Source organism: Butyrivibrio sp. AC2005, assembly GCF_000424145.1.
Classification (GTDB): domain Bacteria; phylum Bacillota; class Clostridia; order Lachnospirales; family Lachnospiraceae; genus Butyrivibrio.
On record NZ_AUJI01000014.1, the window covers coordinates 94,322 to 120,635 of the forward strand.

General features: G+C 40.4%; 28 protein-coding genes. 3 read left to right on the top strand and 25 right to left on the bottom strand.

Annotated features, from left to right (window positions below; translation table 11 throughout):
- Positions 1-48 precede the first annotated feature (48 nt).
- Together G602_RS0105150 and G602_RS0105155 are read left to right on the top strand one after the other, a co-directional pair.
- The gene (locus G602_RS0105150; protein WP_026658005.1) at positions 49-1,830 is read left to right on the top strand and encodes a GGDEF domain-containing protein; all 1,782 of its coding nucleotides are present in this window, start codon (positions 49-51) and stop codon (positions 1,828-1,830) included.
- Complete coding sequence (locus tag G602_RS0105155; protein WP_026658006.1) at positions 1,823-3,514, top strand: GGDEF domain-containing protein; 1,692 nt, start codon at positions 1,823-1,825, stop codon at positions 3,512-3,514. The genes G602_RS0105150 and G602_RS0105155 overlap by 8 nt, the downstream gene beginning before the upstream one ends.
- Before the next feature lie 46 nt (positions 3,515-3,560).
- Here the strand turns inward: G602_RS0105155 and G602_RS25280 are convergent, their stop codons facing one another.
- From G602_RS25280 to G602_RS28605, 14 genes are all read right to left on the bottom strand, one after another.
- Positions 3,561-4,814: an extracellular solute-binding protein gene (locus G602_RS25280; RefSeq protein WP_044931121.1), complete on the bottom strand. Its 1,254-nt coding sequence runs from the start codon at positions 4,812-4,814 to the stop codon at positions 3,561-3,563.
- 3 nt (positions 4,815-4,817) lie between these two features.
- Positions 4,818-5,549, bottom strand: coding sequence for an HD-GYP domain-containing protein (locus G602_RS25285; protein WP_044931124.1), 732 nt, complete (start codon positions 5,547-5,549; stop codon positions 4,818-4,820).
- 15 nt (positions 5,550-5,564) lie between these two features.
- Complete coding sequence (locus tag G602_RS0105170; RefSeq protein WP_026658008.1) at positions 5,565-6,725, bottom strand: GGDEF domain-containing protein; 1,161 nt, start codon at positions 6,723-6,725, stop codon at positions 5,565-5,567.
- A 94-nt stretch (positions 6,726-6,819) separates the two neighbouring features.
- Positions 6,820-7,206, bottom strand: coding sequence for a hypothetical protein (locus G602_RS0105175; RefSeq protein ID WP_026658009.1), 387 nt, complete (start codon positions 7,204-7,206; stop codon positions 6,820-6,822).
- Positions 7,207-7,230: 24 nt separating this feature from the next.
- Positions 7,231-9,057 carry an alpha-galactosidase gene (locus G602_RS0105180; protein WP_044931127.1) on the bottom strand — a complete coding sequence of 609 codons (1,827 nt, stop codon included), beginning with the start codon at positions 9,055-9,057 and terminating at the stop codon, positions 7,231-7,233.
- 96 nt (positions 9,058-9,153) lie between these two features.
- Entirely contained in the window at positions 9,154-9,915 is a 762-nt protein-coding gene (locus G602_RS25290) for an MBL fold metallo-hydrolase (RefSeq protein ID WP_049945068.1), read from the bottom strand.
- A gap of 77 nt (positions 9,916-9,992) precedes the next feature.
- The gene (locus tag G602_RS25295; RefSeq protein WP_044931130.1) at positions 9,993-10,643 is read right to left on the bottom strand and encodes a flavin reductase family protein; all 651 of its coding nucleotides are present in this window, start codon (positions 10,641-10,643) and stop codon (positions 9,993-9,995) included.
- Between the two features lie 31 nt (positions 10,644-10,674).
- The gene (gene abc-f, locus G602_RS25300; protein WP_044931166.1) at positions 10,675-12,219 is read right to left on the bottom strand and encodes a ribosomal protection-like ABC-F family protein; all 1,545 of its coding nucleotides are present in this window, start codon (positions 12,217-12,219) and stop codon (positions 10,675-10,677) included.
- Positions 12,220-12,306: 87 nt separating this feature from the next.
- Positions 12,307-13,569 carry an MFS transporter gene (locus tag G602_RS0105205; RefSeq protein WP_026658011.1) on the bottom strand — a complete coding sequence of 421 codons (1,263 nt, stop codon included), beginning with the start codon at positions 13,567-13,569 and terminating at the stop codon, positions 12,307-12,309.
- 546 nt (positions 13,570-14,115) lie between these two features.
- Complete coding sequence (locus tag G602_RS30870) at positions 14,116-14,571, bottom strand: GNAT family N-acetyltransferase (protein WP_196808592.1); 456 nt, start codon at positions 14,569-14,571, stop codon at positions 14,116-14,118.
- Positions 14,572-14,576: 5 nt separating this feature from the next.
- Complete coding sequence (locus tag G602_RS0105220; RefSeq protein WP_026658013.1) at positions 14,577-15,335, bottom strand: class I SAM-dependent methyltransferase; 759 nt, start codon at positions 15,333-15,335, stop codon at positions 14,577-14,579.
- Positions 15,336-15,349: 14 nt separating this feature from the next.
- Positions 15,350-15,766 (bottom strand): hypothetical protein, encoded by a 417-nt coding sequence (locus tag G602_RS32170; RefSeq protein ID WP_330369037.1) that lies wholly within the window; start codon positions 15,764-15,766, stop codon positions 15,350-15,352.
- Positions 15,736-16,239: a Bro-N domain-containing protein gene (locus tag G602_RS32175; RefSeq protein WP_330369038.1), complete on the bottom strand. Its 504-nt coding sequence runs from the start codon at positions 16,237-16,239 to the stop codon at positions 15,736-15,738. Before G602_RS32175 ends, G602_RS32170 begins: the two co-directional genes overlap by 31 nt.
- On the bottom strand, positions 16,229-17,341 hold the full coding sequence (locus tag G602_RS28605) for a hypothetical protein (RefSeq protein WP_049945069.1): 1,113 nt from the start codon (positions 17,339-17,341) through the stop codon (positions 16,229-16,231). The genes G602_RS32175 and G602_RS28605 overlap by 11 nt, the downstream gene beginning before the upstream one ends.
- Before the next feature lie 121 nt (positions 17,342-17,462).
- Here G602_RS28605 and G602_RS0105235 point away from each other — a divergent pair, with 121 nt between their 5' ends.
- The gene (locus G602_RS0105235; RefSeq protein ID WP_026658015.1) at positions 17,463-17,816 is read left to right on the top strand and encodes a helix-turn-helix domain-containing protein; all 354 of its coding nucleotides are present in this window, start codon (positions 17,463-17,465) and stop codon (positions 17,814-17,816) included.
- A gap of 363 nt (positions 17,817-18,179) precedes the next feature.
- Here G602_RS0105235 and G602_RS25320 read toward each other — a convergent pair whose 3' ends face one another.
- From G602_RS25320 to G602_RS0105290, 11 genes are all read right to left on the bottom strand, one after another.
- Entirely contained in the window at positions 18,180-18,986 is an 807-nt protein-coding gene (locus tag G602_RS25320; protein WP_044931133.1) for a PD-(D/E)XK nuclease family transposase, read from the bottom strand.
- Between the two features lie 78 nt (positions 18,987-19,064).
- Positions 19,065-19,298, bottom strand: a complete 234-nt coding sequence (locus tag G602_RS0105245; RefSeq protein WP_242835490.1) for a hypothetical protein — start codon at positions 19,296-19,298, stop codon at positions 19,065-19,067.
- A 25-nt stretch (positions 19,299-19,323) separates the two neighbouring features.
- Positions 19,324-19,521, bottom strand: a complete 198-nt coding sequence (locus G602_RS0105250; protein WP_026658017.1) for a helix-turn-helix domain-containing protein — start codon at positions 19,519-19,521, stop codon at positions 19,324-19,326.
- Between the two features lie 80 nt (positions 19,522-19,601).
- A complete protein-coding gene (locus G602_RS0105255; protein WP_026658018.1) occupies positions 19,602-19,820 on the bottom strand; it encodes a hypothetical protein in 219 nt (72 codons plus the stop codon).
- 27 nt (positions 19,821-19,847) lie between these two features.
- Positions 19,848-20,540, bottom strand: coding sequence for an HD domain-containing protein (locus tag G602_RS0105260; RefSeq protein ID WP_026658019.1), 693 nt, complete (start codon positions 20,538-20,540; stop codon positions 19,848-19,850).
- Positions 20,541-20,620: 80 nt separating this feature from the next.
- Entirely contained in the window at positions 20,621-21,946 is a 1,326-nt protein-coding gene (locus G602_RS0105265; RefSeq protein ID WP_026658020.1) for a sensor histidine kinase, read from the bottom strand.
- Entirely contained in the window at positions 21,943-22,611 is a 669-nt protein-coding gene (locus G602_RS0105270) for a response regulator transcription factor (RefSeq protein ID WP_026658022.1), read from the bottom strand. The genes G602_RS0105265 and G602_RS0105270 overlap by 4 nt, the downstream gene beginning before the upstream one ends.
- An 18-nt stretch (positions 22,612-22,629) precedes the next feature.
- Positions 22,630-24,396 (bottom strand): Na/Pi cotransporter family protein, encoded by a 1,767-nt coding sequence (locus tag G602_RS0105275; RefSeq protein ID WP_026658023.1) that lies wholly within the window; start codon positions 24,394-24,396, stop codon positions 22,630-22,632.
- Positions 24,397-24,527: 131 nt separating this feature from the next.
- Positions 24,528-25,172 carry a phosphate signaling complex protein PhoU gene (gene phoU / locus G602_RS0105280; RefSeq protein WP_026658024.1) on the bottom strand — a complete coding sequence of 215 codons (645 nt, stop codon included), beginning with the start codon at positions 25,170-25,172 and terminating at the stop codon, positions 24,528-24,530.
- Positions 25,169-25,927 (bottom strand): phosphate ABC transporter ATP-binding protein PstB, encoded by a 759-nt coding sequence (gene pstB / locus G602_RS0105285; RefSeq protein WP_026658025.1) that lies wholly within the window; start codon positions 25,925-25,927, stop codon positions 25,169-25,171. The genes phoU and pstB overlap by 4 nt, the downstream gene beginning before the upstream one ends.
- Before the next feature lie 2 nt (positions 25,928-25,929).
- On the bottom strand, positions 25,930-26,314 hold a 385-nt coding region (locus G602_RS0105290), incomplete at its 5' end, for an ABC transporter permease subunit (RefSeq protein ID WP_026658026.1).

The window sequence follows — 26,314 nt, forward strand, 5'->3', positions numbered from 1 at the left end:
ATAAATCCACTTTATATTTGTTGCTATACTAATACGTAGGAGACTGCCATGCGATTACGAGATTATTTACACATAAATGTGTGGCTGCTGCCCGTATTACTTGTACTGATCCCTGTTATCCTTATTTTATTTGGCAGCACATTTATGACCACACCAAGCACTTATTACGCGACCATTCTAAACGATGGATGGTCTGTTAAGCATGGTGATTTTTATGCAGAGGATGTGGGGCTTAAAAACCTCGATATCGGGACGGCTAACAAAAATGACGTTGTAATTATTTCAAGAATTCTACCCACGGAATACGTCCCCTCTGCCTGCCTTATGTTCAGATCCATTCAGTCCGCTGTAAGTGCTACCATTGATGATAAAGTCATCTACTCCTTCGGCGACAAATATGTTGAAAAAAACGAGCTTATCCCTAAGCATTTTAACTATATTCCTCTCGGTGACATGAACGAAGTAGGTGGAAAACGTATCACCATTACCTTCAGAGTATTTGAGGATAATGCCTTTTCAGGCCTTTCAGAGATATACTACGGAAACCGTCATGACGTTGAGCTCGCATATATTCAGAAGAGACGCCTTCCCTTCTTTATCGGAGGCTTTCTTACTCTTTTTGCATTCCTGCTGCTCACGCTTTCCTCATACCTTTACATGTATCACGGACATGACCTGTCCCTTATTTTCAGCTCGATTATTTCCTTTACACTTGGCGCTTACAATCTGGCATTTAACGATATATTCTGCTTCATTTCCGATTTTGAAGTTTATTTCTGTCTGCTTGAATATATCACGCTTTATTCCGTCCCCTTTGCGATCATCACATTCCTTGTGTCATCACACCCTGAACTGAATTCAAGTCTGAACAAGACTCTGATTGGAATTAATGCTCTTTTCCCGATAATCACTCTTGCCTTGCATCTGTTCAAGGTCGTTCACATCAACAATTTTGTATCAACCCTTCATGTAATTGCCCTTTCGGAAGCTATAATGATTCTTCCCCAGCTTGTGCTAAATGTTGCAAGGCACTACAATGAGCAGAAAAAAACCTCCGAGTACACAGGAAAAACCTCCGACAGTGTCCTTGTTCTCGGACTTTTAATCTTTATCATCTGCTCAGTAATAGATATTATAAAATATAACGTTTTCAAATTTTTCGTGGCAGGTGGCGAAGTCTCTGTTGATATCAATTTCATGACTATCGGAGCCCTTTGCTTCGTTTTGTGCCTGTTCGTGTTCTACTTCTATCACGGTATAGAGCACATTAATGCAGTTTATATGAAAGAGCATCTGGAAGGCCTTGCATACACAGATTCCTTAACCGGTCTTATGAACCGCGCAAAATGCATGCAGTATATGGCCTCTGTCCAGGGAAATTATGCAATCATAAGCCTTGATATGGATAATCTGAAAACAGTAAACGACAGTCTTGGTCATCAGGAAGGGGACAGAATGCTTTCTTCCTTTGCAGATATTCTTAAGCAGACCTTTGCAGGTGCTGCCCTTATTGGCAGAACCGGTGGTGATGAATTCCTTGTAGCAATCGAAAATCCAAGCCCTACCACCTGTGAAAAGCTTGTAGATAATCTGAATTTCAGAATAGATACCTTTAACAAAACCGAGACAAAATTTAAGCTTTCCTCTTCATGCGGATATGCTTACAGCAACGAAGTAAATGACAAGGATGCAAACAGCGTCTTTGTGCTGGCCGATAATCGCATGTATGCTGAAAAACAAATTCATCATGCCTCTAAGCTGGACCGTTTCGTAAGCGATATTCTCGGCTCTTCTCTTCCGGAAAAAGGAGGTGAAGAAGATAATGTATAAGCGTATAAACTTCCTGATAGTTGCTTTTCTCACCTTTATAATTTTGGTTGCGATCTGTCATTACCTGTTCCGCCCTATTTTCATAAATACGGTGGAAAACCTTCATGAAGGCTGGACTATCTCTTTTGATGAAGAGCTTTATGAAGATGTTGACCTCGATTATATACCAAAATACATTGAAGTCCCCACTGACAAGGGGGATATTATCACCATGTCCAGAACCCTGCCCAAAAGCAGTGTATATACATTCCCTACATTATTATTCCTTTCCAGATATTCTGCCTTTGAGGTCTATGCTGATAATGAGCTGATAAGTTCAGGCTTCCTTGATCTTATGGAAAAAGACAGCTTCATTGGCTCGAGCTACAATTTTGTCACCATACCCCAAAAGGACTCTGATATATCCTTAAAAATCGTGCTTTATCCTACTGACAAGAGTTCCTACACCTATTTCTTGCCGCCTATATATGGTGAATATCACGATGTTGAGAGAGCCCATTTATTCAGAAATCTTTTCCCTCTTGCGACCGGAATATTTTTGATAATTTTTGGTGCAGCTTTTTGTATTATTACGCTGAGTTTTTATAAGACCCTGCCCTCCGTTATATCCCAGCTGTTTTCCTCATTGCTTTTCATAGTGCTTGGAATATGGATACTGTGCTACTTCAGGCTGATTGACTTTTTTGTCTATACAAATTCAAAGTCATCAGTATTAGAATTTATATCTCTCTATCTGATGATTCCGCTGACCTATACCATAATAGGATGCATTCAGGATCATTATAAGGACTGGATTTTCCTTGTTGTTGCCGGAACAAGCACGACAATATGCTTATTCCTTGCCATTCTTCATTTTGCAGACATTCTGCACATGAATCGGACGCTCCATTACTTCCAGTCTATTTCCGTCATGTGTGCACTATTTCTGGCTGTAACCTTTTATAAGGATCTTAAGCAGAAAAAACTTGTTCCTGCTGAAATTATTCAGATGATCGGTCTGATGTTTTTTGCTATGTCCTGTATTGTAAACTTTATCGCCTTCAGTCTTGAAGTAATGCATATTATCCCTCAGTCTCTCCTTACCGTAAGACTTATTCCTATGGGCGGTCTGATATTTGTTTTTGCAAATCTGATCAACTATTTCATCTACATATCCGAGTCCTTTGCTATGCGTAAGGAATACGCTTCACTTACCCATCTTGCCTACGCGGACGGACTGACAGACCTACCGAATCGTTCAAGATATGACAAATACATGTCCGATCTGGATGAAGGGACTGAGGAATACTGCGTTGTAAGCCTGGATCTAAATGGTCTTAAGGAGATAAACGACAAAGACGGCCACGCTGCCGGAGACAAATATCTGACTGAATTTGCCTCTGTACTGCGCCAATGCTTTGACCAAAAGGCCTTTATTGCCAGAATCGGCGGTGATGAATTTGTAGCCATTTTAAAGGAAGACCATTTTAGCGAAGTAGAGACACTTCTTACAAGATTAAAGGATGCTCTCGAGGTAAAGAATGTTTTATATCCCGCCTACAGACGAAGCGTTGCCTCAGGCTTTGCATACAGCACGGAAATTAATAAAAGAGATTCCCACAGCGTATATCTGTTGGCAGATAAGCGAATGTATGAAAGTAAAAAAATAATGCACGCAAAGCTTGGTATAGCTCCAAGAATCTGAAAAGCCAAAAATAAACCTTCCTCCTGTCAATAAGAGGAAGGTTTTATTATCTGCCTGAGAGCATCTCTTCAAGCTCACGCTGGGCATCTTCAAGGCCCTCGTCTACACTTTTCTCACCGGAGATTATTTTCTCCATTTGATTTCCCAGTATCGTATAGAAATCCGGCCACTCCTCCATAACAGGTCTGTATACGCCATTTTCAAGTGCTTTGCATACAGCCTTTAGCGGAGGATTTGCCTTAAGCACTTCTTCATCCTTAAGACTTGAGTATCTGCAGGGTACTCCGCCATATTCGATGGTACTTTTCTGAACCTCAGGATCCATAAGATATTTAAGAAGCTTCACAGCCAGTTCTTTTTTGCTGCTGTTTCGGGGAATGCCTATGGTCCATATTCCATATACATTCGCGTTATACTCTGTAGAAGAGTCAGTAACTCTGCCATGAATTGCAATGTAATCAGAGGATGATTTTGCAGTAGGTGTATACCAGCCTGGCCACCCTACTGCCATGGCAGCTGCGCCATTAGCTATAGCCATTATGAGATCATCTCTGCTCTCATTTTTTCCTGTGGCTATAAGTTCAAGATAAAAATTCATTGCCTCCTTAAATTCACTTGTATTAACAGTAGGATTGTTATTTTCATCAACAACCCATCCACCATATGAACGCAGGATCGGTAAAAAATCGACTACATAGTTATTGGGAGAATCCCCTCTGTACATGAATCCAAGATTTCCCTTTTCCTTTGCTGCCTTACACACTTCATACATATCCTGAAGAGAACTGAGCTGATCCGCACTATAGCCGGCCTTTTCCACAACGGACTTATTAAAAAGAAGCACCGTCACATTGCCGTAATATGGTGCAACATAAACATCTCCCTCACTGTAGCAGATGGTCTTGGTTGCTTCGATGATGTCATCATCAAGTTCATATCCTTCCCCGGATAGATTGAGCAAAACCTGCTCTGTGGTCATCTCAGCCTTCCATGACCCGTCTATCATGCAAAGATCATATTTTCCTTCTGCGCTTGAAGCATCCTCCAATATACCACCGTGAAGCTCCTCTTCTCCAAGCTCATAAACATCACAAATAACCTGGTTTTCACGCTCAAATTCTACAAGGCAGGATTTTATGGCATCTGAATACACACCGGATCTGAGAGCAAGAGAAATATGCGGAGCCGTATTTGGATCCACACCTGAATCATGTTCTGCTTTATTCACTTTACTGCAGGAAACAGTTCCTGCCATCACTGCTACAACAAGCAGGACAGAAACCAGTTTTTTCCACCACATGCTTCAGTTCCCCTTTCTATGCTCTGATGAAAGCTCTATCTTTTTTAAAGCATCCTCCATACATGCCTCTAATCTACTCTTTGGTATATTACAAAAACGGTCAACTATTTCCTCATCAAGCTGCGAGCCTGCTGCCATCCTGAGCTCTGCTATGGCCTCCGGATAAGACAGCGATGCTTTATAAGAGCGGTTCATGGTAATAGCAGAATAAGTATCTGCAACAGCTATTATTCTGGCGCCAAGAGGTATCTGGGATCCCTTAAGCTGATGATATCCGTTACCATCCATCCTCTCATGATGATACAGAATGTAAGTGAGGGCATTTCTAAGTCCCGGAAGCTTGCCCAGCATCTCCACGCCTATATCCGGATGCTTTTTTACAATTTCCCACTCCTTATCCCCAAGCTTTCCACTTTTTTCCATGATGTCATAGGGAATTCCAAACTTCCCAATATCAAGCAAAAGTGATGCATAGTGAAGATCTGTCTCACTTAAAAACAGCTTGCGCGGATATGGCAAAAACTCATATATAAGCATAGTGAGATTATGGACATAAAGAGAGTGTCCCCCTAAATTCGGGTTATCAGCCTCTATTATTCCCACCAGCAACTCCAGCAAAATTGCAGCTCGCTTTTTTCCCATGTAATTCTTATAAAAAGTTATCGAGGTTAAAAGGAGCAACAGAATTGCAAATAGAATAAGCAGATCCATTTCCCTTGCACTTAGCAAAAACATATTCTGCCCCCTGCCTTATTCCGAAACATCCATAAATCGAATCTGATTTTTACCGGCTCTCTTGGATTCATATAAAGCCTCATCAGCCCGCTTATAAGCCACATCAATATCGTTATCTTCCGGAGTAATCTCCGTCACACCAAAGGACGCATGAATTCCATGAAGTTCACCAACTTCAACAGAATTAAGCGCCTGCATCATCTTCTGTAAGACTTCAGTGACCTCCTCTCGATTTTTCTTATGGCGCACAAATACAATAAACTCATCTCCGCCAAGTCTTCCGGGGAAGCATATTTCTTCAGTCATTACTTTGTCTTGAAATGCCCACTTCTTCGACATATCTATCTCAAGGGTATCTATAATGGTCTGCCCAGCAATCTGTATAGCCTTGTCTCCCATCTGATGCCCCAACTTATCATTTATCTGTTTAAACTCATCAAGATCAAGCAGGCATATAGCCATGTATTCATTATGTGGTTTGTTAAGGATATTACCGGCCAGAGAGAAAAATCTGCCTCGATTTAAAAGAGAAGTCAGAGCGTCAAAACTGGACTGTATCTCCAGTTCTCTCTGAATCTGTATATTTTTCTGTAAGGTGACAAACTGCTGAACCCGGGACCTCTGGAATGCAAAGTGAAGGCCTATGGAAAGTGTCATAAAGATTATTGCGTTATAAAGGTCCTGTGTTGCAATTGATGCAGTCTTAACGGAATAAGAGGAATATAAAAAAATGACTGTACATGTTCCAAGTGCCAATATAGCCCTAAGCATAGTGGCTATAAAGGAAAATGCAAGTACAACCATCATTACCATAAAAAGCGTAGCAGCCATATAAGGCTGATCTACTGAAATTTGTATTGAATAAACCATCCAGGCGAAAATATTTGCAACAGCAAGAATGGTAACGCTTAGCGTAGACTCTTTCCTTTTCGTCACAAACTTACATGCCGCAATAAAAAAAGCAGCAACAGCCGCATATATGGCATATAAATGTATTTCACTCTGATTTACACTGAAAAGATCTAAGGTAGCAAAAATAAAGCACAGAACATTAACCGCAAAAAACCAAACGTTCAAAATCTCAACGTTTTTACAATTGGTACTGTTTATAAGTTCAGAGCAGTCCTCTAATGTCTTTTTGTCGTATCCGTAATAATTTGTGCTGTGTATCGCCATGCACTTACCTCTTTTTTGTATAAAAGGATGCAGTAATACGTATATTATTACTTTAACAGACAATTCTTATTAGTTTCTAAACTTACTATAATATTTATATATAATTCAGCGTTTTCCTGACTGAATCACGAAGATCCGCTTCCATCATAACATCATTGATTCCAAAAGCAGTTTCGGCAGACGCATTTATAATACCTCTCTCATATGTCTGGGCAATAGCCTCCGCACATACCCGGCATTCGTAAATATCCCGTAGCCTCTTCGCATTATTCCAGTCGACATTTGGGATTTTAATTACATGTCTTAAAAAGGCATATAATATTCTGGCAGCATTCTTCTTAGTCACGGAAGCCTTTAGCATACTATCGGAATAGTAGGTCATGACTTCTTTCCAAAAAGAGTCGGAATCATGACCACTCTCTTCCGGTGCGATCATCTCATATTCGTTTATTATGTAATCTATAAAATCTTCTGTGCTCATATTTTATAACTGCTTATTTCATAATCAAAATATGGGAGTCGCTATTATTGTCAGGTTATCACAGGCCTTTATACCATCAATCTCAAAAACTCCTGTGGTATTTTCGGTGGTCTCGCCTGTCCAGATATTCCTCACTTTGTATTCTTTCGCTGTCTTAATTTTTCCGTCAAAATACTTTTCAATATCAGCTATAGTAACGCTGACTTTCTCTGCTTTATAATCAGTACTTACGTTAATAAAGCTGATTGCAAGCTCATTATTCTTAAGGGGCTTCACAAGGACATCCACCCTGTCTATATCCCATATATATTCCTTATCCGGTTCCTCTATTGCGAGAGTTGAATATACTCTTTTTGCCTGAATTCCAAGCTCATCCTGGTTGATCGAAATAGCATCCTTATTGGCTATTATGTTATAAATCCAGTCACCCTTTTCGACTCTTCTGAGGTCAAGTCCCAGCATCAAAGGAGAATTCATCATGCACCACATAGTCATATGTGTTCTGCACTGTGTTTCATCAAGGCCGTTCATACCGATCATCAGCATATCCGGGTCATTCCACCCCTTATCCGGTCCGGCAAATTCATCCATTATCACAGCCTTGCTATACTGAGTCGTTACGGATGTTGTGTAATCCTCCACCCATGCTCCGTGACCGGGATCCCCGTCACTTCCGACTCGGAAGGTTATATCATTAAGTATTCTCCAGGAATCACACACTTTGTATGCCCAGTTCTGCGGATGAGTCTTTCCCCACTCACAGGCTGAATAAATAATATCGTGATCAGGATTAATTATGCTAAGCTCTTTTAGAAGCCTCGCATAGGAATTAAGGGTATTTTCCTGGCGTCTGTGGTTCATAAGCCTTATAGTGTTATCACCCTGCCTGAGACTGATTTTTACAGGGTCACTCCATGTAAAGGGCAAAAGCTCCGGTTCCTTGTCTTCCTCTTCTCCTTCAGGCTTCTTTAGAGAAGGAATCAAATCCTTGTTTAGAAACTCATCAAAGATAAGCTCGTCGTTAACAGCAATCTGCAGCCAGTTTCCCACACCTTCCATGCAACCTGACTGATACTCTACTGACAGTTCATATTCAGTCCCGGTCTCATCATTTTTCACAGAAAAGGCAAGCTCACTGCTTCTTACTCCTACAGGTGAAGATTCAGGTCCTGTCCCGTCAAAGGTTCCAAGGCCTGTAACATAATCATTCTCAACACTTGCACGACTTCCGTTAATTCTTCCGTCCTTTACAGCAGACAGTATAGTTTCTCCTGATTTTTCCTCCGCCCCGGAATCTGCCTGCTTTATAAGCTTAATAGCCCTGATATTTGGAGCAAAGGTATAAGCCGCATTTTCTGGATTTGAAAAGGTTGCATTATCAAAGGGATAGTAACAGTTATCTACTTTAAGAAAATCCACTCCCCACTCGATGTAACTCTCTGCATCTTCTTTTTCATGGCCGCAGGTTCCAACGGCTGCTCCGGCACAGAGATTCGTTCCGATGTCGTTGTACATTCCGAATTTCAGGCCCTTGCTATGGATATAATCAGAAAGCTGCTTAAAGCCCCCCGGGAATTTTGTTTCTTCATTTGAAAGCTTGCCACCAACTCTCTCCGGCTTGTAGCAGCCATCATCCAAAATCACATATTCATAGCCAAGCTTATCCAGCCCCAGTTCCACTATTTTGTCTGCCATAGCTTTTGTCAAAGCTTCAGTGTTTCCACTTCCGAAAGCATTCCAGCTGTTCCATCCCATAGCTGGCAGGTGATTTTTCTTTTTGTTATAAAAAACCTCTCCGTTATCAAAAGAATCGTATCGTCCCTTTGTTTCTAATCTGTCAGGTGTAAGCATAGTTTCCTCCAACTAAATTCATATTGCTTACCTTAACGTATATTCTCTCAAAACTCTTATCAGAACTTGCCCTTATTTCTTCAATTACTGCGTATTTTATACGGAGAACCATTCTCCAACCTCGAATATTCTTACTTTCTGCTCAGGATACTTGATTTCCACATAATCTATAAATTCCTTTGAATCAGCACCATTGAATTTGAACATATCATAATGTCCGGGAACAGCAAGAGACGGCTTTAAGACTCCCACCAGGTCTGCTGCCTCCTGATAGGTCATATTTCCGATGCAGTTATCACGAAGTCTTCTTGCATCTCTTCCGTTGATCGGTGGAAACATAATGTCAAAAGGTCCCTTTTCTCTCAGTTTCTGATATACCCCTTCATAAAGACAGGTATCTCCCATATGACATATCTTTGTATTTTTAAATGTAATGATATACATAAGATAAGGATGCAAACCGTCATCACCTGTATCAAGGAATTCATGGGCAGCAGGAAGTGCTTCTATATGAACATCGTCCACATCAGCAGCAAATCCCTCATCTACAAAAATGAAGCGTTCTTTTTCAATCCCAAGGTCACCTGGCAAAGTCTTTTCAAAGAATTTGGGTGCCACAAATTTTGCCTCAGGGTTTACTTTTGAGATTTCAGACCATGCCTCTCTGTCAATATGATCAATATGGTCGTGCGTTCCGAAAAAGAGAGACACATCCTTTAACCCCTTGATATCAAAGGGATTTTCAATCTGTCTGCCATCCATATCAGATAAAAATAAGTCTATTCCGAACTTATATCCCGATTCCTCATCCCACACAAGTATTCCCTGTTGTCCAGTACGCATGAATTTAACTGCCATGATGATTCCCCTTTTCTCTTATTGTTATCTTTTATCTCAATCGAGATTTGCTATTTACTCTTACTTCTAATTTACTCTTATTTGCTCTTTTTCTTCTTTGCCTTCACTCTTTTACTTCCTGTTTCCGGTGAATGCTTTGCTTTCTTGTCAGGCTTATGTTTTCCCTGCTTCTTAGCAACACTGTATCCAAACTTGCCAACCTTTTTTCCCAGCTTAAAGTACTCTCCGTGGGAATATGCTATAAGGTCGGCACCATTTAGATCAAAGCGTCCCTTTTCATCAAGATATTTGTCGTCTACAGTAACGCAGACAACTTCAGCCACAAACATGTCATGACTTCCCAGTTCAAGCACCTGCTTAACCTTGCATTCAATATTTACAGGGCTCTCTGCAATTCCCGGAGCGCTCACCTTCTGAGACTCCTGAGGCGTAAGCTTCATCTCCCTGAACTTATCATAATCTCTTCCTGAGCGTACACCGCACCAATCAGTAGCTCTTGCCAGCTCAGCACTTGTAAGATTAACGACAAATTCTCCTGTATCCTTAATAATGCTGTGTGAAAATCTGTCCTTTCGCACAGATATGGAGAGCATGGCAGGAGAACTGCATATATTACCTGCCCATGCGACCGTTATTATATTGGGCTTTTCATCCTTTCTTCCACAGCTGACCATTACTGCAGGTATGGGATATAACATATTTCCGGGCTGCCATACTTCCTTTGACATATCATTTGTCCTCTCTATTTTTGAATCTTTCTTAATTACTATCTGTCATTTTACTTACAATCTTACCGTCCTCGATATAGAGACGCTCTGTAGCAATTCTGTCCACAAACATCTTGTCGTGTGATGTGAAAATAAGTGTTCCCTCATACTCCATCAGAAGCTTTTCCAACGCTTCAACAGATGGTATATCCAGATAATTCGTGGGCTCATCGAGAATAAGCAGGTTGACATCCGACACAAAAAGCATTGCAAAGGAGAGCTTCATCCTCTCTCCTCCAGATAACTGCGATGCCTTTTTGTTCATGTCTTTTACGGTAAGTAATAACCTGGATAATATTATACGTGATAAGCTCTCAGTCTGTATACTTACCCTTCTAATGTTTTCAAGAACAGTCCTGTCGTAATCTATCTGCGACATATTCTGCTTTGCATATCCGATCTTTGCTCCGGGGACAACATAGACAGAGTCTCTTTTTGCGATTAGGTCAAGGAGTGTCGTCTTCCCGGCACCATTACCCCCAAGGAGTGCTACCTTGCTTCCGTTTTTTATCATGAAGTCTGCATCATTTAATATCACCTTATCGTCGTATGAAAAGGAAATGTGTTCGCCTCTTATTACAATCGGATTACGTGGTGGATTGGTCAGCCTGAAGTCAGGCCTTGCTGTCGGTTCCTCCTTTGGCTTTTCCTTGACCTCCATGTGCTCTATCCTCTTTAAAACATTAGATGCACTTTTCTCAATGCCTCTTGCCTTGTCCTCGGGTTTTCTGTTTCCGCAGAGAGCCTGTGCCTTTGCCTCACTTGGAGACAGGTTCCTTGGCTTTTTCTCTACCTTTCTGGCTTTGGCTTTCTTTTGTGTGTAAACACTCTGTAATCGTTTCTTTTCCGACTGATAATTTTCATATTCAGAAAGCTGAGTCTTATACTGCTCCTCCTTCTGAACAACATAATCATCGTAATTGCCGTTAAAGCTTTGCAGCCCTCCAAAGGATATCTCCACTATTCTGTCACAGAGCTCATTAAGGACAGTTCTGTCATGGCTGATGATAACCATTGTTTCTATTTCTCTCAGTCTCTTTTTTAATAGCTCAACTCCCTCGAAATCAAGGTTTGAGGTGGGCTCATCAAGAAAAGCTACTGCCTGCGGACTTGAAAAAAGCTGCGCCAGCCTGATTCTTGTATTCTCGCCTCCGCTGACGTTCTCCTGCCAGAGCTGAGCCTGAACACCCATTTTTCCTGCTTCCTCGTAATCGGTGTCATAAGCTGCCGACATGTAATTATCCATGGAAACTGTTACTCCATTGCTGTCCTCACTTATCCTGTCACTCCTATTTCCCGCAATGCCCAATCCAAACTGCTCAAAATAAAATGGCTCACAGTCTCTGTAAACTGTTCCCTTTGTAGGTTCTATTTCCCCTGAAAGAATTTTCAGAAGAGTACTTTTCCCGGCTCCGTTTACCCCTACAAGACCTACTTTTTCACCTTCGTATAAATAAAACCTGTCAAAGTCCAGGATTGTCTGTTCTCCATAGGAATGAACTATGTTTTCTGCTTTTAAAAGTAATTTTTCAGACATAGTACCTCCTTCCCTCAGTATTATTCTGCTTTCATTATTTTCTGATATTTACTAAATTCCGACCTTCAATTACATATTCCTGTTGAATTACATGTTTCTGTTGTAAATCGGCTTTACATATTTTCTGTTGGTACCCACAAAAGCTATGGCTGCGAACACACTCAGGAGCTCAAATATCAGAAGCACCGCTCTCTGATCCATATAAACCGTAAGGACTCCCGCAAGAAGCTCAGCGATTAGCGCACCTGATGTACTAAGCACCTGAAAAGCCCCGTTAAATCTGCCCTTTGTTTCATCAGGCACATAGCTCTGAGTCGATGAGATTCTGATCGTGTAGCTTGTCACTCCTCCGACTCCCACAATAAATCCAAGTCCCATTGCTATTTTTACGGGTACATATAAATACATTCCCTCAAAAACGCCTATGATTATGTACACCAATAGAGCTATGTAGAACTTATATTGTGCCGGAAGCTTTCTCCTGTAGTGGAACATCCCGCCAAGACCTCTTCCCAGGAAGCTCATCCCGAATATGCACATGAAAAGGTACTCTCCGTTTTTATAATGGCTCTTCAGATATGGGAGACATATTACATTTGAAGCCCCTCCTGCCATGGCGCTGAATAAAAAGTAAACAGCTATGACAAGAAGTCCTTTTTCGGAAAAAAGATATATGAAGCCTTCTTTGATATCAAAGAGTACTCTTTCAGCTCGTCCCATATCCTTAGTATCCAGCCTGTTACTCTGCTTTTCTATATATTTTTCCTCAGCCCTGATATTAACCTCAAGTGTTGCTGCCAAAAGGAAGCACACGGCGTTTGCAAGAAGTAAGGGGCCAAGGCCAATAAGATTATATAAAAAGGTTGCTACAGGTACCATGAACATTGCCAGTGTCTCAAGCACACTTGCTATCGAGTATGCCTTTGAATAATTCCCCTCCGTTATAAGAAGCGGATAAAAGCTGTCATATGCCACCATGTATATACTGCTTATTGAGCCTATAAGAAGACTGAAAAGTGCAAACAGCGGAAAGCTGAACCAGCCACTCATAAGAAGAAGCCCAACCAGTAAATATATTGAGCCCATAGTATAGTCCAGGGTATATATCATCTTTTTCCTGGAAAATCTGTCCAGCACTGCGCCTGATATTATAGGCACTATCAGCTGAGGCACAGTATAAGTCATTAGATATATCGCATACATCATTGTGGAGCCTGTGTAATCAAGTACCATAAGACTCATGGCAAAACCTGCCATGCTGTTTCCGAACATTGAAATTACACTGCCTAGCGTTATTATTGTAAAATCCCTGGTCCATAAGGGATTCTTTGTTTTAGTTTTCGTTTCCATACGTCCTCCTGTAAAATAATATTGTAACTTCCGCTACACTAAACTCGAGAAAACCTCGTTAAGTGTCCGGAAGTGGTTCGCACTAGCTTCGAAAATACCTCAGCAAGTGCTCTACACAAAAAAAACCGCCTGCATTATGCAGACGGATCTATTATCTCTTAACATCACCACTTATTTTTGAGCAGCATATTATTCCACTTAGTGCATCAGAACTAAAAACGCCCCTGATAAATCAAGGGCCCCGGTACTGATAATCTATGACCAATCGGCTCTATGAAAAAATGTGTTCAAGATAATATGATCCGTGATTAAAAAAGCCATCCTCAGGTGACCTTCTCAAACTGCATAATGCAAATTTATGAATCAATATTACCTATTCCGCATCTCCTCATACCTCCAATAGTTTTTGTCAAACGCTAAATATTATTCAAACACCAAACTATATCCTTGTCAACAGTTTCCAAAATAAATTTGACTGAAATATTGATGCCTGGCCCCGGCAAATCAATAGAGCTTTCTTATATCCGCATGCTTTAAGTAGAACATTCAAGATTCTATGACCTTCTTAGCATAGGAACATGTCGCAGAAATTTCCACACAATTACGTTCAGCTTCCTCCAGAATTTTATAAACAAGACGCTTAGCTATCCCTTTACCCTTGTAATCATCCTGCACACCGGTATGATAGATATTCCATCCCTCTTCGTTAACCCTGTAATTGCATTCTCCTATTTCTTTGTCACCATCAAATGCTACGCTTCGGCAATTGTCTGCATCCATTTTGACATCAATCTCATGCCTGTACAAACAGCTAAGTGCTCCTGAAGGGCACTCCGAAATAGCCTGCCATATCTCCTTAGTCTCAGCCTGTTTTAAGTCAATCCATGGTTTCCTCTTGGGATCAAAGCATCCGGGACTACCGTGAACACATCTTTTTGCATGAAAACACTTTTCAGAATTCCAAAAAACAACTATGTCATCATTTTCATATAATCTGTGCATATGTCTTATGACCTCCTTTTTGCAATAGCAGTAAACTCTCCGGGAAGCTTCTCATTCTCCCACGAAGGATGCTCATCAAATCTCTCCAAGGTAAATCCATTTCCGATAATAGAATTGATTATCTCGCTTATTGTGTACTTCCTGTAGTGGCACTTTGGAATCTGCTTCCGAATCTCTTCCTCGTAAAACCTTGCATGGGCCATCTCACCTTCAAAGATATCAGTCGAAAAATAGCTCATCGTGGGTTGTTGCAAACCAAGAATATCCGAAATCTTTGTAAAAGGATGAAAATCACTGCAGATCATCTTCCCCTCAGGTTTCAGCAGTTTTTTCATTATTTTCATAAAAGCATCTATGTCATGAAAATAGTGCAATACTCCGCCTTCCATGAAAACCACATCAAAGTATCCTGCGTATTTATCCATGTTTATTTCCATAATATCGCAGACTTCATACCCTATTTTAACACCTGCTGCCTCAGCGGTTTCAACTGCATATTTCTTATTGGCTTCAGAAATATCAAAAACCGTAACCTCTGCCCCTAGAAGAGCCATGGGAATCGCCTTCTTTCCGCATGATCCACATATATTAGCAACCTTAATGCCATCAAAAGCATCAAAATAGTTCGCATATTGCTTGAGCATCTTCCTGGGATTTTCTTTATCCTTAGCTGCTCTTTCCTCCGGTGTCCCGGCTGTCCTTACCCAAAAATCATATGCATCAAACTCCCAGGCTTTCTTGTGTTGTAAACTATACTCTTCCAAACTTATTCCCCTTTTCAATTTCTTTTGGATTCTTCTTTGTTTTCTTCCTGATCATCGGATTTCCCGATATCCTCTATCAAACCGGTGACCAGGTTCTGTAATTCATTTGCATTCTTTCTGGTTATAACAGGTTTGCCGGTTCTCTTTTCAACAGCAGTTCTTGCTTCTCCGGCAGCTGCTCCGCCTTCATTTGCCACAATGCGGTTTCCTTCAAAAGTTTCAGGCTTCTTTTCCTTTGAAATCTCGGCAGTTGTTGCCTCAGCCAGCATGTTAAGTACCAGCTCCAATGTTGACATGTTATCCCTGAGGTTTTCCTTCTTCAGACCTTTGAGGTTCTTATACTGTCTTGTTGTCATCCCGGACCATGCTTTCGTAATTTCATCAGTCAGAATGGCATACTCTACGCCTTTTTTACGCCTCGCTTGCCCCACTCATCAGTAAGCTCTTTTCTTACCTGAATGCTCTGTAAACGTTGATTGATCCATTCTCTTGAATAACCCTTCTTAGCATAGGTCTCAAGGGCGCGCTCTATTGTTAGCTCCGGATCTATTACCTCTTCCATCCTCTCACGTCCGACCTGAGCAAGCCATAATTTGAAAGGCTCAGCTTTTTTTGATGGGATGGACTGGATAATACGAAGAAGCTGCTCTGCATTAGCTACATCCGTGTTATATCTTTTTCCATCTTTAGGAGACTTCATTTTCAGTTGGTGACAATTTGTCACCAACTGACTTCCCTCGTCTTTAAGTCTCTGCTTTAGCTTATTCCAGTATTTTCTTCCATCCACACTTTCCGTAAGCGCCTGCACCACATCAACAATAGAGAAATACCACTCCTCTTCATCCTCTACCCATGCTGTCCTTATCGGCTGGTCTTCAAATAACTGAACTTTATCATTTCCCATGATTATTATTCCTCATCACTTGGCACTTTTTTCGAATAAATTGCATTATGTCATCTGGCAGGTCAATTTTACCATCATGTTTAATTATATAATCCTCTCCCGTAAAATAATATTCTGTTTTGGTTGAAGATTCATACCAAACCAGCAAATAGTCAGTTGTAGGGCGCTCTTTCCCGCACATTTTAGTCAAAAATCCTGCGCCAGGCAGTTCCAATACGTTTTGGGGAGGAAACTTCCTCCTATATTTCTTAAAATGCTCAAATGGCTGGTCAAGTATATTTAGCACATCGGCTGACTGCAAAAAAGGATTTGCAGGAGAAATGTTCATTCGGATGTAATCTGTATATTCTTTCTCTGCATCTACGTTCTTAATCTTTTCCATAATCTTTGATGTCTTGCTTACTAGATTACGATACCTATCTATTCCATAATTCTCATCATTGGGAAACGAAAGATAATCATATTCCTTATAAACCCTTGTGAGTTCTTCAGCAAGAGACAATGCCTCTTCATCAGATGTATAGTACTTAAAAGCCCCCTGCATTTTGCGATTGATAAGGAAACCATATACTTCTAATGAAGTTTGCATTACTATCAGATGCTCCTGGGACAAATATAAAGTAGCACATACTCCTTCATCAGTAGACTCGCAAAATACAGAAAAATCACCATTACTTCCTCGGATCATGGGTGTATCATAGTCTACCGTTATATCTCCCTCAGGATTCCTGTACCACGATAACTCATATCTAAGTCGCTGCTGTATATCATATGCATTGATGGCCTTAATATCAGTTTTTTCACTCCAGATTCCTAAAGAACAGGATGAATAGTCGCCCATACCCAACAAAGACGGAATCAGAATATTACGAATCTCCTGAAAAAGGCTATGTCTTCTCGAATCCCTGTTCCACCTAGAACCTGTATCATAAATATAAATATCATCAATCCGATCATATTGTCCTATCCAAATTCGGCTATACAGATCAAGCGCAGCTATCAGCAAGTAACAGTCTGCCTCCGTTAGTTTCAGAGCCAGCGTCAATGGAAGAGCCGGAATTCTCTTTTCAGTTTTATGATCATAATTACTGTTTTTATCCATGTTAAACCTCTTGAATATACCAATGGTATATTGATGATAACACATACCATTGGTATAATCAAGATATATCGATCTAATAGATAAGAAAATAGCTTAACCATGTATAGGAAGGATTAAAAGCATGAACATTTCGTTAAATAAAGCCAGATTAAAAGAATGCCGTGAAGCAGCAGGAATCAGCAAAATGGAAGCCGCAAAAAGAATGCACCTTTCACAGCCTGCATATTTGCGATATGAATCCGGAGAAAGAACGCCATCTCTTCAAACGCTGACTGTCATCGCAAACGTTTTGAATACTTCTGTTGAGTATCTGATTGATCAGTCTGATGATCCAGCTCCCATTTCATTTACCATATCTAAAGCAGATGACCCGGAGCTATTTGAAATAATCCGCATATGCAAAGTATCCGACAATAACATGATCAATCGACTAATTACATATGCCAACAAATTATCTAAAGCGTCAAGTAAATGATACTTCGGAGCGTTTTTATGGAATAGAAATTTCCTCTATTTCCATAAAAAAAGAGAGTCCACGCATGAACTCTCTGGGCCGTGGGCATCTCGAGATTCCACAGCGCATCCACTATTTATAATACACAAGCAGTCTCATTTTCCCAATAATATTTGCGGTCAAAAATTTTGACCGCAAACCTGCTTTGTAATCAAATCATTCATTCTATTACAGATTTGTATTATTCAAGTTCATTTACACTTATCTTTCATACCATGATTATAGCTTTATTACATTCTATTTCCGTATCATTTGATACGGTTTTTATATCGCATCCGTATCGTTCAAATGCTACTGTACCCAAATTGTACCCAAAAGCATTTATCACTGAGGAAAATATTTTTCGGCCTGTGTCTTGGTCAAGAACTTAAATTTCTCAAGGAGCTTCTTTATAATTTCTTCTTTGTCCTTGATCCCGAAGTCAATACAAGCCTCAATATATGTTCTTACTGAAGTTTCATTTCTCATGTCTTCCATTACTTTACACACAACTTCCACTCCTTCCTCTGTCTCTTTGAAATATCTTGTCCTATCTGCTAAATCCTTGTTTATCATATCATCAGGATCAGAACAAGAAAAATCATGCATCAGCTTTCCTATCTCATCTTCTCCGCGATATGCACCATTTACATAAAGAATATGCTCACCATCACCAAACAAATCTCCGGTTGCCATATTCACACGCTCAATGGGATAAAAAGGTAATCCCTTCTTATAAATATCATTCTCTGTAATAAAAATAGTATATGTCTCCGGAAGCTCATCAAACTCCTGTCCTGCATCCAGATTATCTATATCCATGGCACTTGAATGATATCTTGCCCTGTGAGTTCCTGCACCCTTATCTGCCCTTTGGACTTCAAGATCATATTTCTTTCCGGTATCATCAGTCCCATAGGCATCCAGGCAAATCGACCTCGCACCAACAAGCCGTTTCATATCTGCCTGCGTTTCTACATTTGTAATCGTCAGATTATCCTTACAGGTTAATACCCTAAGTACATGCTGCGTCAGCGGAATATTCTCTCGAAAAAGGCATCTCATGAAATCATCATCTATCGGTCGTAATCCTCTGAGTCTTTGTAGATCCTCCTGCCGCTCACGTTCTTTTCTTTGCTGCTCTGTTTCCAAGTACAATCCCACCTTCTTTATATTATTTCATCACAATCGACCTGACTATAAATTTCATTGAGCCGAACTTAAGAGGCTTCAATCAACGCTTCGATTTTGCTCAAATCTCCTGTAGTAATCTAGAAAATAATCAGATCCTTCCATCCACATACAGGAGTCAAAATTATAAAGACATTTACACGCGTTGGAACTCAAAAGTTTGTTCCTAGCCTCTTCAATTGAGATATTATCCTCATCAGCCATGTCTTCAATAGCATCTGTAAGTATCATATCCGCACAAGCATTCATCTTTTCAAATGATATACTTTGCACTGATTTATCTCCTGCATCCATACTATCAATTCCCATCAGATGTAATCAACTGCTCAATCCTCGCCTTATATTCCATCAACCTCAAAAGATACTCCGGCATCTTACGTTTACCAGCTTCCCAATCGACCATAGTTCTATATGGAATGGCATAGTATTCGCAGAACTCTTTACGGTTCATGCCCATTTCATCTCTAAGGTTCCTAACTTCATTCGCAATATCCATAAAATATCACCTCGTCCGTGTAACTATATGATATCACAATTTATGCGTTGCATCAATGCAAACCAGGATTATAATTTCGTTTATTCTTCTATAAATTCACTTCCCCCGATCATTTCAAGTTCATCTGGATTATAATAATGCGGTGTGGGATCGAGATTGTCACCGTCAACATTGACCCCTATATATTTATCCAGCTCCCTATGTAAAAGAGAAGTTACAATGCCGGTCTCTCCATAAAAAGATGCTTTCTTTCCAACAATTTTTACTCTGTCACCCAGTTCAAATTCTGTATTTCCCATCCGCGCTCTCCTATAAGTATTAGTCAACTACAGCAGTGTCTGTTCATTTATTATAAGATGAAATTCAAGATTAAGGAAAGATGCGGCTCTGCGACACAAAAGCATCCTTTCCATAAATATCTCAAAGTATTCACCTATTTCTCCATATCTCGTATCAATTTCCAGCTTTAACTTTATTGCTGTATGATCCCTGTTTATCTTCAGTTCCGCATTCTTAACCGAGTAATTAACTCTGTCATGAATATCAAAGTTCTTCTCATCGTCCTGAACACGGCTTCTTCTTACATCTGATTTATCCGCAAGAATAAGTGCAGCTGCCATATCACTAACAGGAATACCACTGCCCTCATCATGATTTCCTATAGCTCTGATGATAGGAGCAATGTCCTCTGCAGGAACTCCCATCTTATCAAGTAGATAAAAAGTCATAAGTGCCCCAGACTGACTATGATCAGATCGGTTTATAACATTTCCCAGATCATGCATCCAGGCTGCCACTAAAGCAAGATCAATGGTATGATCATCGGCTCCAAGTGTATCAAGAATATACGCTGTCCGATTCGTCACCATTCCAATATGAGCAAAACTATGCTCTGTAAAGCCCATGGCATGGAGTGATTTATTCTGTTCCTCAATATATACCCTGATATCGTGATCACTTTTAATTCTATGGAAAAGAGGAAATCTCTTCTCGTCATCATAAGTAACTTTGCTGTTCATATTATTCTCTTTCCTACCTGCATCTCCATTTATCGAAAACGACATTAGCATTTACCTAATGTCGTTTACTTAAGATCATATCAAAAAATTACAGTTATTGTTGTACCGACTCCCGGGGCACTGTCAAGCTCAATCTTCGCATCATGGAGCTCAACGATATGCTTCACTATGGCAAGCCCAAGACCTGTTCCGCCTGTAGCTTTGGATCTGCTCTTATCCACGCGGTAAAAACGTTCAAAGATTCTTTGTTGTTCGGATGCCGGAATGCCAATTCCGTTATCCTTCACTGTAAGAGATGTCTGACCATCTATAACCCCCACTGAAATCTTCACTTTTCCGCCGGGATTATTGTATCTGATTGCATTCTGACCAAGGTTTTCCACAAGCTCTTTTATCATATCTTTATTGCCGCGGATAATCTGTGAATCACCCTCAAGTTCAATGGTTACATCTCGCTGCCCGCCACTCACCGACAGTGCTTCCATACATTCTTTTGCCGCCTCATATAAATCAAATTCAGAAAATTCAAGTTCCGGATCTTTCCTGTCAAGGTCGGAGAGCCTTAATATATCATTTATAAGCGCCAGAAGTCTGTCTGCGTTCTTTCGAATTTCCTGATAAAAATGATTTTGCTGCTCCTGGCCCACCATTCCACTTTCCAGTAGCTCAGCATAACCGGATATAGCAGTAAGCGGTGTCTTAAGTTCATGCGACACATTTGCTGTAAAATCCTGCCGGGCTTTCGCTGCAGCCAAAACATCTGTGTGCTGCTTTCTGAGCATTTCAGAGAGTGGATCCAATTCTCTGTACGGCGACTCATAATCTGCATTTTCCAGATTTGCAGCCATTTGTTCCACTGGTCTTAAGAGCTGAATTGTAAGCAGATGTGAGAAAACAATACAGATTGTAATGATAAGAAGTATGATAAGGAGAATGATCGGAGTAACAGACATAAATACTGACCAAAGGCTCTGGACATCAGTAGCAACTCGAAGAACCGTTCCATTGTCCAAAAGAACTGCATAGTAGAAGGTATCCTTGTTCATGGTATTTGATCTTCTGACAGCTTCACCTTCTCCCTGATCAAAGGCCTGCCTTATCTCCGGCCTGTCATTATGGTTAGACAAAAGATCTGCCGAGGCATCATTATCGTATAGGACCGTTCCGTCTTTATCTATCCATGTGACACGGAGTTCATCCAGATCCGTAGACAGATCGATATTATCCGTGTCAATGTTTACAGATTCAAAATATCTCGTATCTTTTAAGAGCTTGGCACTGATAGACAAGTCTGAACGAACCTGCTTTTCAAACAGATTGTAGTATATAATTGTAATCCCGAGGACTGTTGCCGTAATCGCAAGTATTGCAATGCCAACAAGCCTGATATTTATGCTTCTCTTCATTCGATCACGTATCCCACATTTCTAACTGTTTTAATCCTTGCCCCGTAATCTCCCAGCTTTTGCCTGAGAGTCTTAACATGCATATCTATAGTTCTTGACTCACTTTCATAGTCAGCGCTCCAAACCTGCTCCATGATAGCATCACGGCTTAGGACAATCCCCTTATTTAGCACAAGATATGATAAAAGTTCATACTCTTTGTAAGTCAGCTCTATTGCATTCCCACTTATAGTAACTTCATGCTTTTCATTATTGATTACCATCTCATCAAGGCTCAGCTCTTTTACTACTTCTGCCTTGGTTCTTCGAAGCAATGCCTTTACTCTGGAGATAAGCTCCATAACTGAAAATGGTTTCTTTATATAATCATCGGCACCATCTTCTATTCCTCTGACCAGGTCAAGCTCAGTTGTTTTAGCTGTTACCATGATAACGGGCAGATTCTTTGTTTCCGGTTTCTTCCTAATCTTTTTTACTATTTCATTTCCATTTTCATCAGGAAGCATGATATCTACAAGACATAGATCCGGTAACATTTCCTGCAGTTTTTTATAAAAATCCTTAGCGCAAGAAAAACCCAAAACCTGATGACCTGCGTTCTTAAGTGAATACTCCTCTATTTCCCTAATACTGTCATCATCTTCAATTATGTAAATTAACGCCATATAAATCCTTTCATATTCCTACTTCTCAATAGGATAAAGAGCCAACAACCTGTTATACTCGTCATCAAATGTAGCTTTTTCCTCTTTAGAAAAATTCTGGAAATACTCATGGGTATTATAATCATTATCGTAAATCGTGATCATCTCTACTGCTATATTGGAGCAGTGATCCGATACTCTTTCAAGTCCCGTAAGAACATCCTCCAGAATATACCCCATCTCAATGGTGCATTTCCCCTTCTGAAGCCTCTTTATATGGTTTTCCTTTATCTTCTTAGACAGGGTATCTATAACTTCTTCAAGAGGTTCAACATGAGTTGCCTTATTGGCATCATCTTCGCAAAAGCTGTCTACTGTCAGCTCACAAATATCATTAACTGCACGGCACAGGGTTTCTACTTCTTTCCTTGCGTGCTTCTTAAAGCCAAGACCCTTTTTATCTATCTCCTCTGCAGACTTTGCGATATCCATGGCATGATCGGATATTCTCTCAAAATCACTGATACTGTGCAAAATGATTGACATACTCTGACTATCCGCAGCAGTGACATTTTTACTCGAAAGCTTTACAAGGTAGGAGCCAAGCACATCCTCATACTTATCCGCCAATGCTTCAAGCCTTACGACTTCTTCTACCTTCTCTTTATCATAGTTTTGTAGAACATCCAATGCCATGTTTATAGCTTTCAGACAAGTCTGTGCCATTTCCCTGACCTTTCCTCTGCAAAGCTCCATTGCAAAGGCCGGTCTGTCAAGGAATCTTTCATCAAGAGATACCATATCTACTGCCACCTCTTCCTTCACTGCACCATCTGGAATAGTAAGCTCTGCCAACCTTACAAGTTTATCAGAGAATGGAAAAAGAACTATCGTAGCCCCAATGTTAAACAGGCTATGAATGACCGCTATTCCTGCAGCATTTGCGGATTTTCCAAGAAAAGCAAATTCTGCAACTACATTTACCAGATAAAACACTGTCATGAATAGAATTGTTCCAATCAGATTAAAATACAGATGTATCATGGCTGCGCGCCTTGCGTTCTTGTTTGCACCAACTGATGAAATAATTGATGTCACGCAGGTACCGATATTCTGGCCCATGATAATCGGAAGGGCCACAGAATAATGCACCGCACCTGTAGCACAAAGAGCCTGCAATATACCAACAGAAGCAGATGAACTTTGAATGATAGCCGTGAGAGTTGCTCCAACTACCATTCCCAGAATAGGATTACTAAATGCTGTCATCAGTTTTGTAAAGGATGAATTATCCGCAAGTCCTGATACAGCACCGCTCATTGTTTCCATCCCAAACATAAGTATCGCAAAACCAAGAAGGATTCCGCCTATATCTTTTTTCCGGGATTCTTCCTTATTAGTCATTATAAGGATAATTCCTATTGCCGCCAGAATTGGAGAAAATGAAGTCGGCTTTAACATCTTAAGCCAGATAGTACTTCCTTCTATTCCTGTTAACGACAGCATCCATGAAGTAATGGTGGTACCAATATTCGCTCCCATAATAATTCCCACTGCCTGAGAGAGCTTCATGATTCCTGAATTAACAAATCCAACCACCATGACGGTTGTCGCAGATGAAGACTGGATCACAGCTGTGACACCTGCACCAAGCAGTACAGCAAAAATCCTCTTTGATGTGAGTTTTTCCAGCACTCCTTCCAGCTTACCGCCTGCCATCTTGGACAGTTCATTTCCCATCATTCCCATTCCGTATAAGAACAGGGAAAGACCACCTATCATATTTAAAGCATCAAAAATGTCCATACATCTTCCTTTCGTATCCTGCTAGCAATGTACCAACTATCAGCATACAATCCGAAAGTAAAATGTATGAGTTACTTATGTAAAATCTATGTAAAATCCTTGTTGCTGTTCAGCTCCTGACCAGCCAAACATCACATCGTTTCACTATTTTTCAAAGAAAAGATTACCCATTCAGCAATGTTTGTAGCGTGATCCCCGATTCTCTCAAAGAATTTGGCAATAAGAAGAATGTCGGTAGCTTCTTCTCCTTCTTCAGGACTGTTTAATATAAGCTGGATCACATCCTTTTTTGCCTGGACAAATAAGTCATCAACAACATCGTCATGCTCAATAACTTCACCTGCCTTATCAACATCCTTTTCAACATAGGCTTCTATACTGTTAAAAAGCATAATCATTGTTTCATTGGCCATCTCTTGAATATGCCTAAACTTATCTATCTGACTGTTTTCTCCCATGAGAATAGTCATCTCAGAAATGTCTGCTGCATGGTCGCCGATTCGTTCCATATCAGTTACCATTTTCATAGCTGCCGTCACAGTGCGAAGATCCCTGGCAACAGGCTGCTGTTGTATCAAAAGATTAAAACAGATACCTTCTATTACCTTCTGAAGATGATCAATTTCTTCATCACTTTCCATAATCGCCCTGGCTTTATCAACATCCCGAGAAACAAGGGCCTCAATTGCCATTTTAATATTCGAAACAATCTTGTTTCCCATTTCAATCATCTGCTGATTTAGTTCTGACAGCTGTTCATCAAATTTACTTCTCATCCGAATCTCCCCGTAATATAATCCTCTGTTCTTTTATCCTTTGGATAAGAGAATATCTGCTTAGTATCACCAAATTCTACCATCTCTCCCACCAGGAAAAATGCCGTATAATCTGAAACTCTAACTGCCTGTTGCATATTATGGGTAACAACAACGACAGTATATTTCTTTTTCAGGTCCTCCATCAAATCCTCGATCTTCGTTGTTGAAATCGGATCAAGGGCTGATGTAGGTTCGTCCATAAGAAGAATCTCCGGCTCGACCGCAAGTGCCCTAGCAATGCATATTCTCTGCTGCTGTCCTCCGGAAAAAGATAAAGCTGATTTTTTTAGTCTGTCTTTTACCTCATCCCAGATTGCAGCCCCCCTCAAACTTTCTTCAACAATTTTATCCAACTTTTTCTTGTCTTTTATTCCATGAACTCTCGGGCCGTAGGCCACGTTATCATAAACGCTCATTGGGAAAGGATTTGGCTGCTGAAAAACCATGCCAACTTTTTTTCTAAGCAAAGTAGTATCTGTACCTTTAGAGTAGATATCTTTTCCATCTATTTTGACACTTCCCTCGATCTTTACGCCTTCCACCAGATCATTCATCCTGTTCAAGGTCTTTAAAAAGGTTGATTTCCCGCACCCGGAAGGCCCAATAAACGCGGTTATTGCCTTTTCCTGTATTTCCATGCTTACATTTTTTAATGCCTGATTCTCTCCATAATAGAGATTCAGATTAGAAACACTTATCTTTATATTTCCCATTATTATTCCCTTCTAGTTACGTCAAAATGTTTTGTTAATGCTTTTGTTACCAGATTGATTGCAAGGACGACTATCAAAAGAACTACAGCAATACCAAATGCCGTATCAAAATCTCCTTCACTTGTGGCGGACAGATACATCTGAATGGTAAGAGTTCCTCCTGATTGAAATGGCTTGGCCATAAGTCCCTTTATTCCCTTTGGTAACATTTTGGCGCTTCCCGCCGTAAACAAAAGAGCTGCTGATTCGCCAACAATTCTTCCTATCGCCAGTATCGCCCCAGTGATTATTCCTGGCATGGCGCTGGGAAGAAGGATTGTTCTTATCATGTACCACTTGCCACTACCAAGACCATATGCTCCGTTTCGATATGAGTCTGGAACAGTC

What these genes read in the sequence shown, in the direction of transcription:
- G602_RS0105150 (WP_026658005.1), top strand. Translation starts at nt 49, where the DNA reads ATGCGATTACGAGATTATTTACACATAAATGTGTGGCTGCTGCCCGTA.
- G602_RS0105155 (WP_026658006.1), top strand. Translation starts at nt 1,823, where the DNA reads ATGTATAAGCGTATAAACTTCCTGATAGTTGCTTTTCTCACCTTTATA.
- G602_RS25280 (WP_044931121.1), bottom strand. Translation starts at nt 4,814, where the DNA reads ATGTGGTGGAAAAAACTGGTTTCTGTCCTGCTTGTTGTAGCAGTGATG.
- G602_RS25285 (WP_044931124.1), bottom strand. Translation starts at nt 5,549, where the DNA reads ATGTTTTTGCTAAGTGCAAGGGAAATGGATCTGCTTATTCTATTTGCA.
- G602_RS0105170 (WP_026658008.1), bottom strand. Translation starts at nt 6,725, where the DNA reads ATGGCGATACACAGCACAAATTATTACGGATACGACAAAAAGACATTA.
- G602_RS0105175 (WP_026658009.1), bottom strand. Translation starts at nt 7,206, where the DNA reads ATGAGCACAGAAGATTTTATAGATTACATAATAAACGAATATGAGATG.
- G602_RS0105180 (WP_044931127.1), bottom strand. Translation starts at nt 9,057, where the DNA reads ATGCTTACACCTGACAGATTAGAAACAAAGGGACGATACGATTCTTTT.
- G602_RS25290 (WP_049945068.1), bottom strand. Translation starts at nt 9,915, where the DNA reads ATGGCAGTTAAATTCATGCGTACTGGACAACAGGGAATACTTGTGTGG.
- G602_RS25295 (WP_044931130.1), bottom strand. Translation starts at nt 10,643, where the DNA reads ATGTCAAAGGAAGTATGGCAGCCCGGAAATATGTTATATCCCATACCT.
- abc-f (WP_044931166.1), bottom strand. Translation starts at nt 12,219, where the DNA reads ATGTCTGAAAAATTACTTTTAAAAGCAGAAAACATAGTTCATTCCTAT.
- G602_RS0105205 (WP_026658011.1), bottom strand. Translation starts at nt 13,569, where the DNA reads ATGGAAACGAAAACTAAAACAAAGAATCCCTTATGGACCAGGGATTTT.
- G602_RS30870 (WP_196808592.1), bottom strand. Translation starts at nt 14,571, where the DNA reads ATGCACAGATTATATGAAAATGATGACATAGTTGTTTTTTGGAATTCT.
- G602_RS32175 (WP_330369038.1), bottom strand. Translation starts at nt 16,239, where the DNA reads ATGGGAAATGATAAAGTTCAGTTATTTGAAGACCAGCCGATAAGGACA.
- G602_RS28605 (WP_049945069.1), bottom strand. Translation starts at nt 17,341, where the DNA reads ATGGATAAAAACAGTAATTATGATCATAAAACTGAAAAGAGAATTCCG.
- G602_RS0105235 (WP_026658015.1), top strand. Translation starts at nt 17,463, where the DNA reads ATGAACATTTCGTTAAATAAAGCCAGATTAAAAGAATGCCGTGAAGCA.
- G602_RS0105250 (WP_026658017.1), bottom strand. Translation starts at nt 19,521, where the DNA reads ATGGATATTGCGAATGAAGTTAGGAACCTTAGAGATGAAATGGGCATG.
- G602_RS0105255 (WP_026658018.1), bottom strand. Translation starts at nt 19,820, where the DNA reads ATGGGAAATACAGAATTTGAACTGGGTGACAGAGTAAAAATTGTTGGA.
- G602_RS0105260 (WP_026658019.1), bottom strand. Translation starts at nt 20,540, where the DNA reads ATGAACAGCAAAGTTACTTATGATGACGAGAAGAGATTTCCTCTTTTC.
- G602_RS0105265 (WP_026658020.1), bottom strand. Translation starts at nt 21,946, where the DNA reads ATGAAGAGAAGCATAAATATCAGGCTTGTTGGCATTGCAATACTTGCG.
- G602_RS0105270 (WP_026658022.1), bottom strand. Translation starts at nt 22,611, where the DNA reads ATGGCGTTAATTTACATAATTGAAGATGATGACAGTATTAGGGAAATA.
- G602_RS0105275 (WP_026658023.1), bottom strand. Translation starts at nt 24,396, where the DNA reads ATGGACATTTTTGATGCTTTAAATATGATAGGTGGTCTTTCCCTGTTC.
- phoU (WP_026658024.1), bottom strand. Translation starts at nt 25,172, where the DNA reads ATGAGAAGTAAATTTGATGAACAGCTGTCAGAACTAAATCAGCAGATG.
- pstB (WP_026658025.1), bottom strand. Translation starts at nt 25,927, where the DNA reads ATGGGAAATATAAAGATAAGTGTTTCTAATCTGAATCTCTATTATGGA.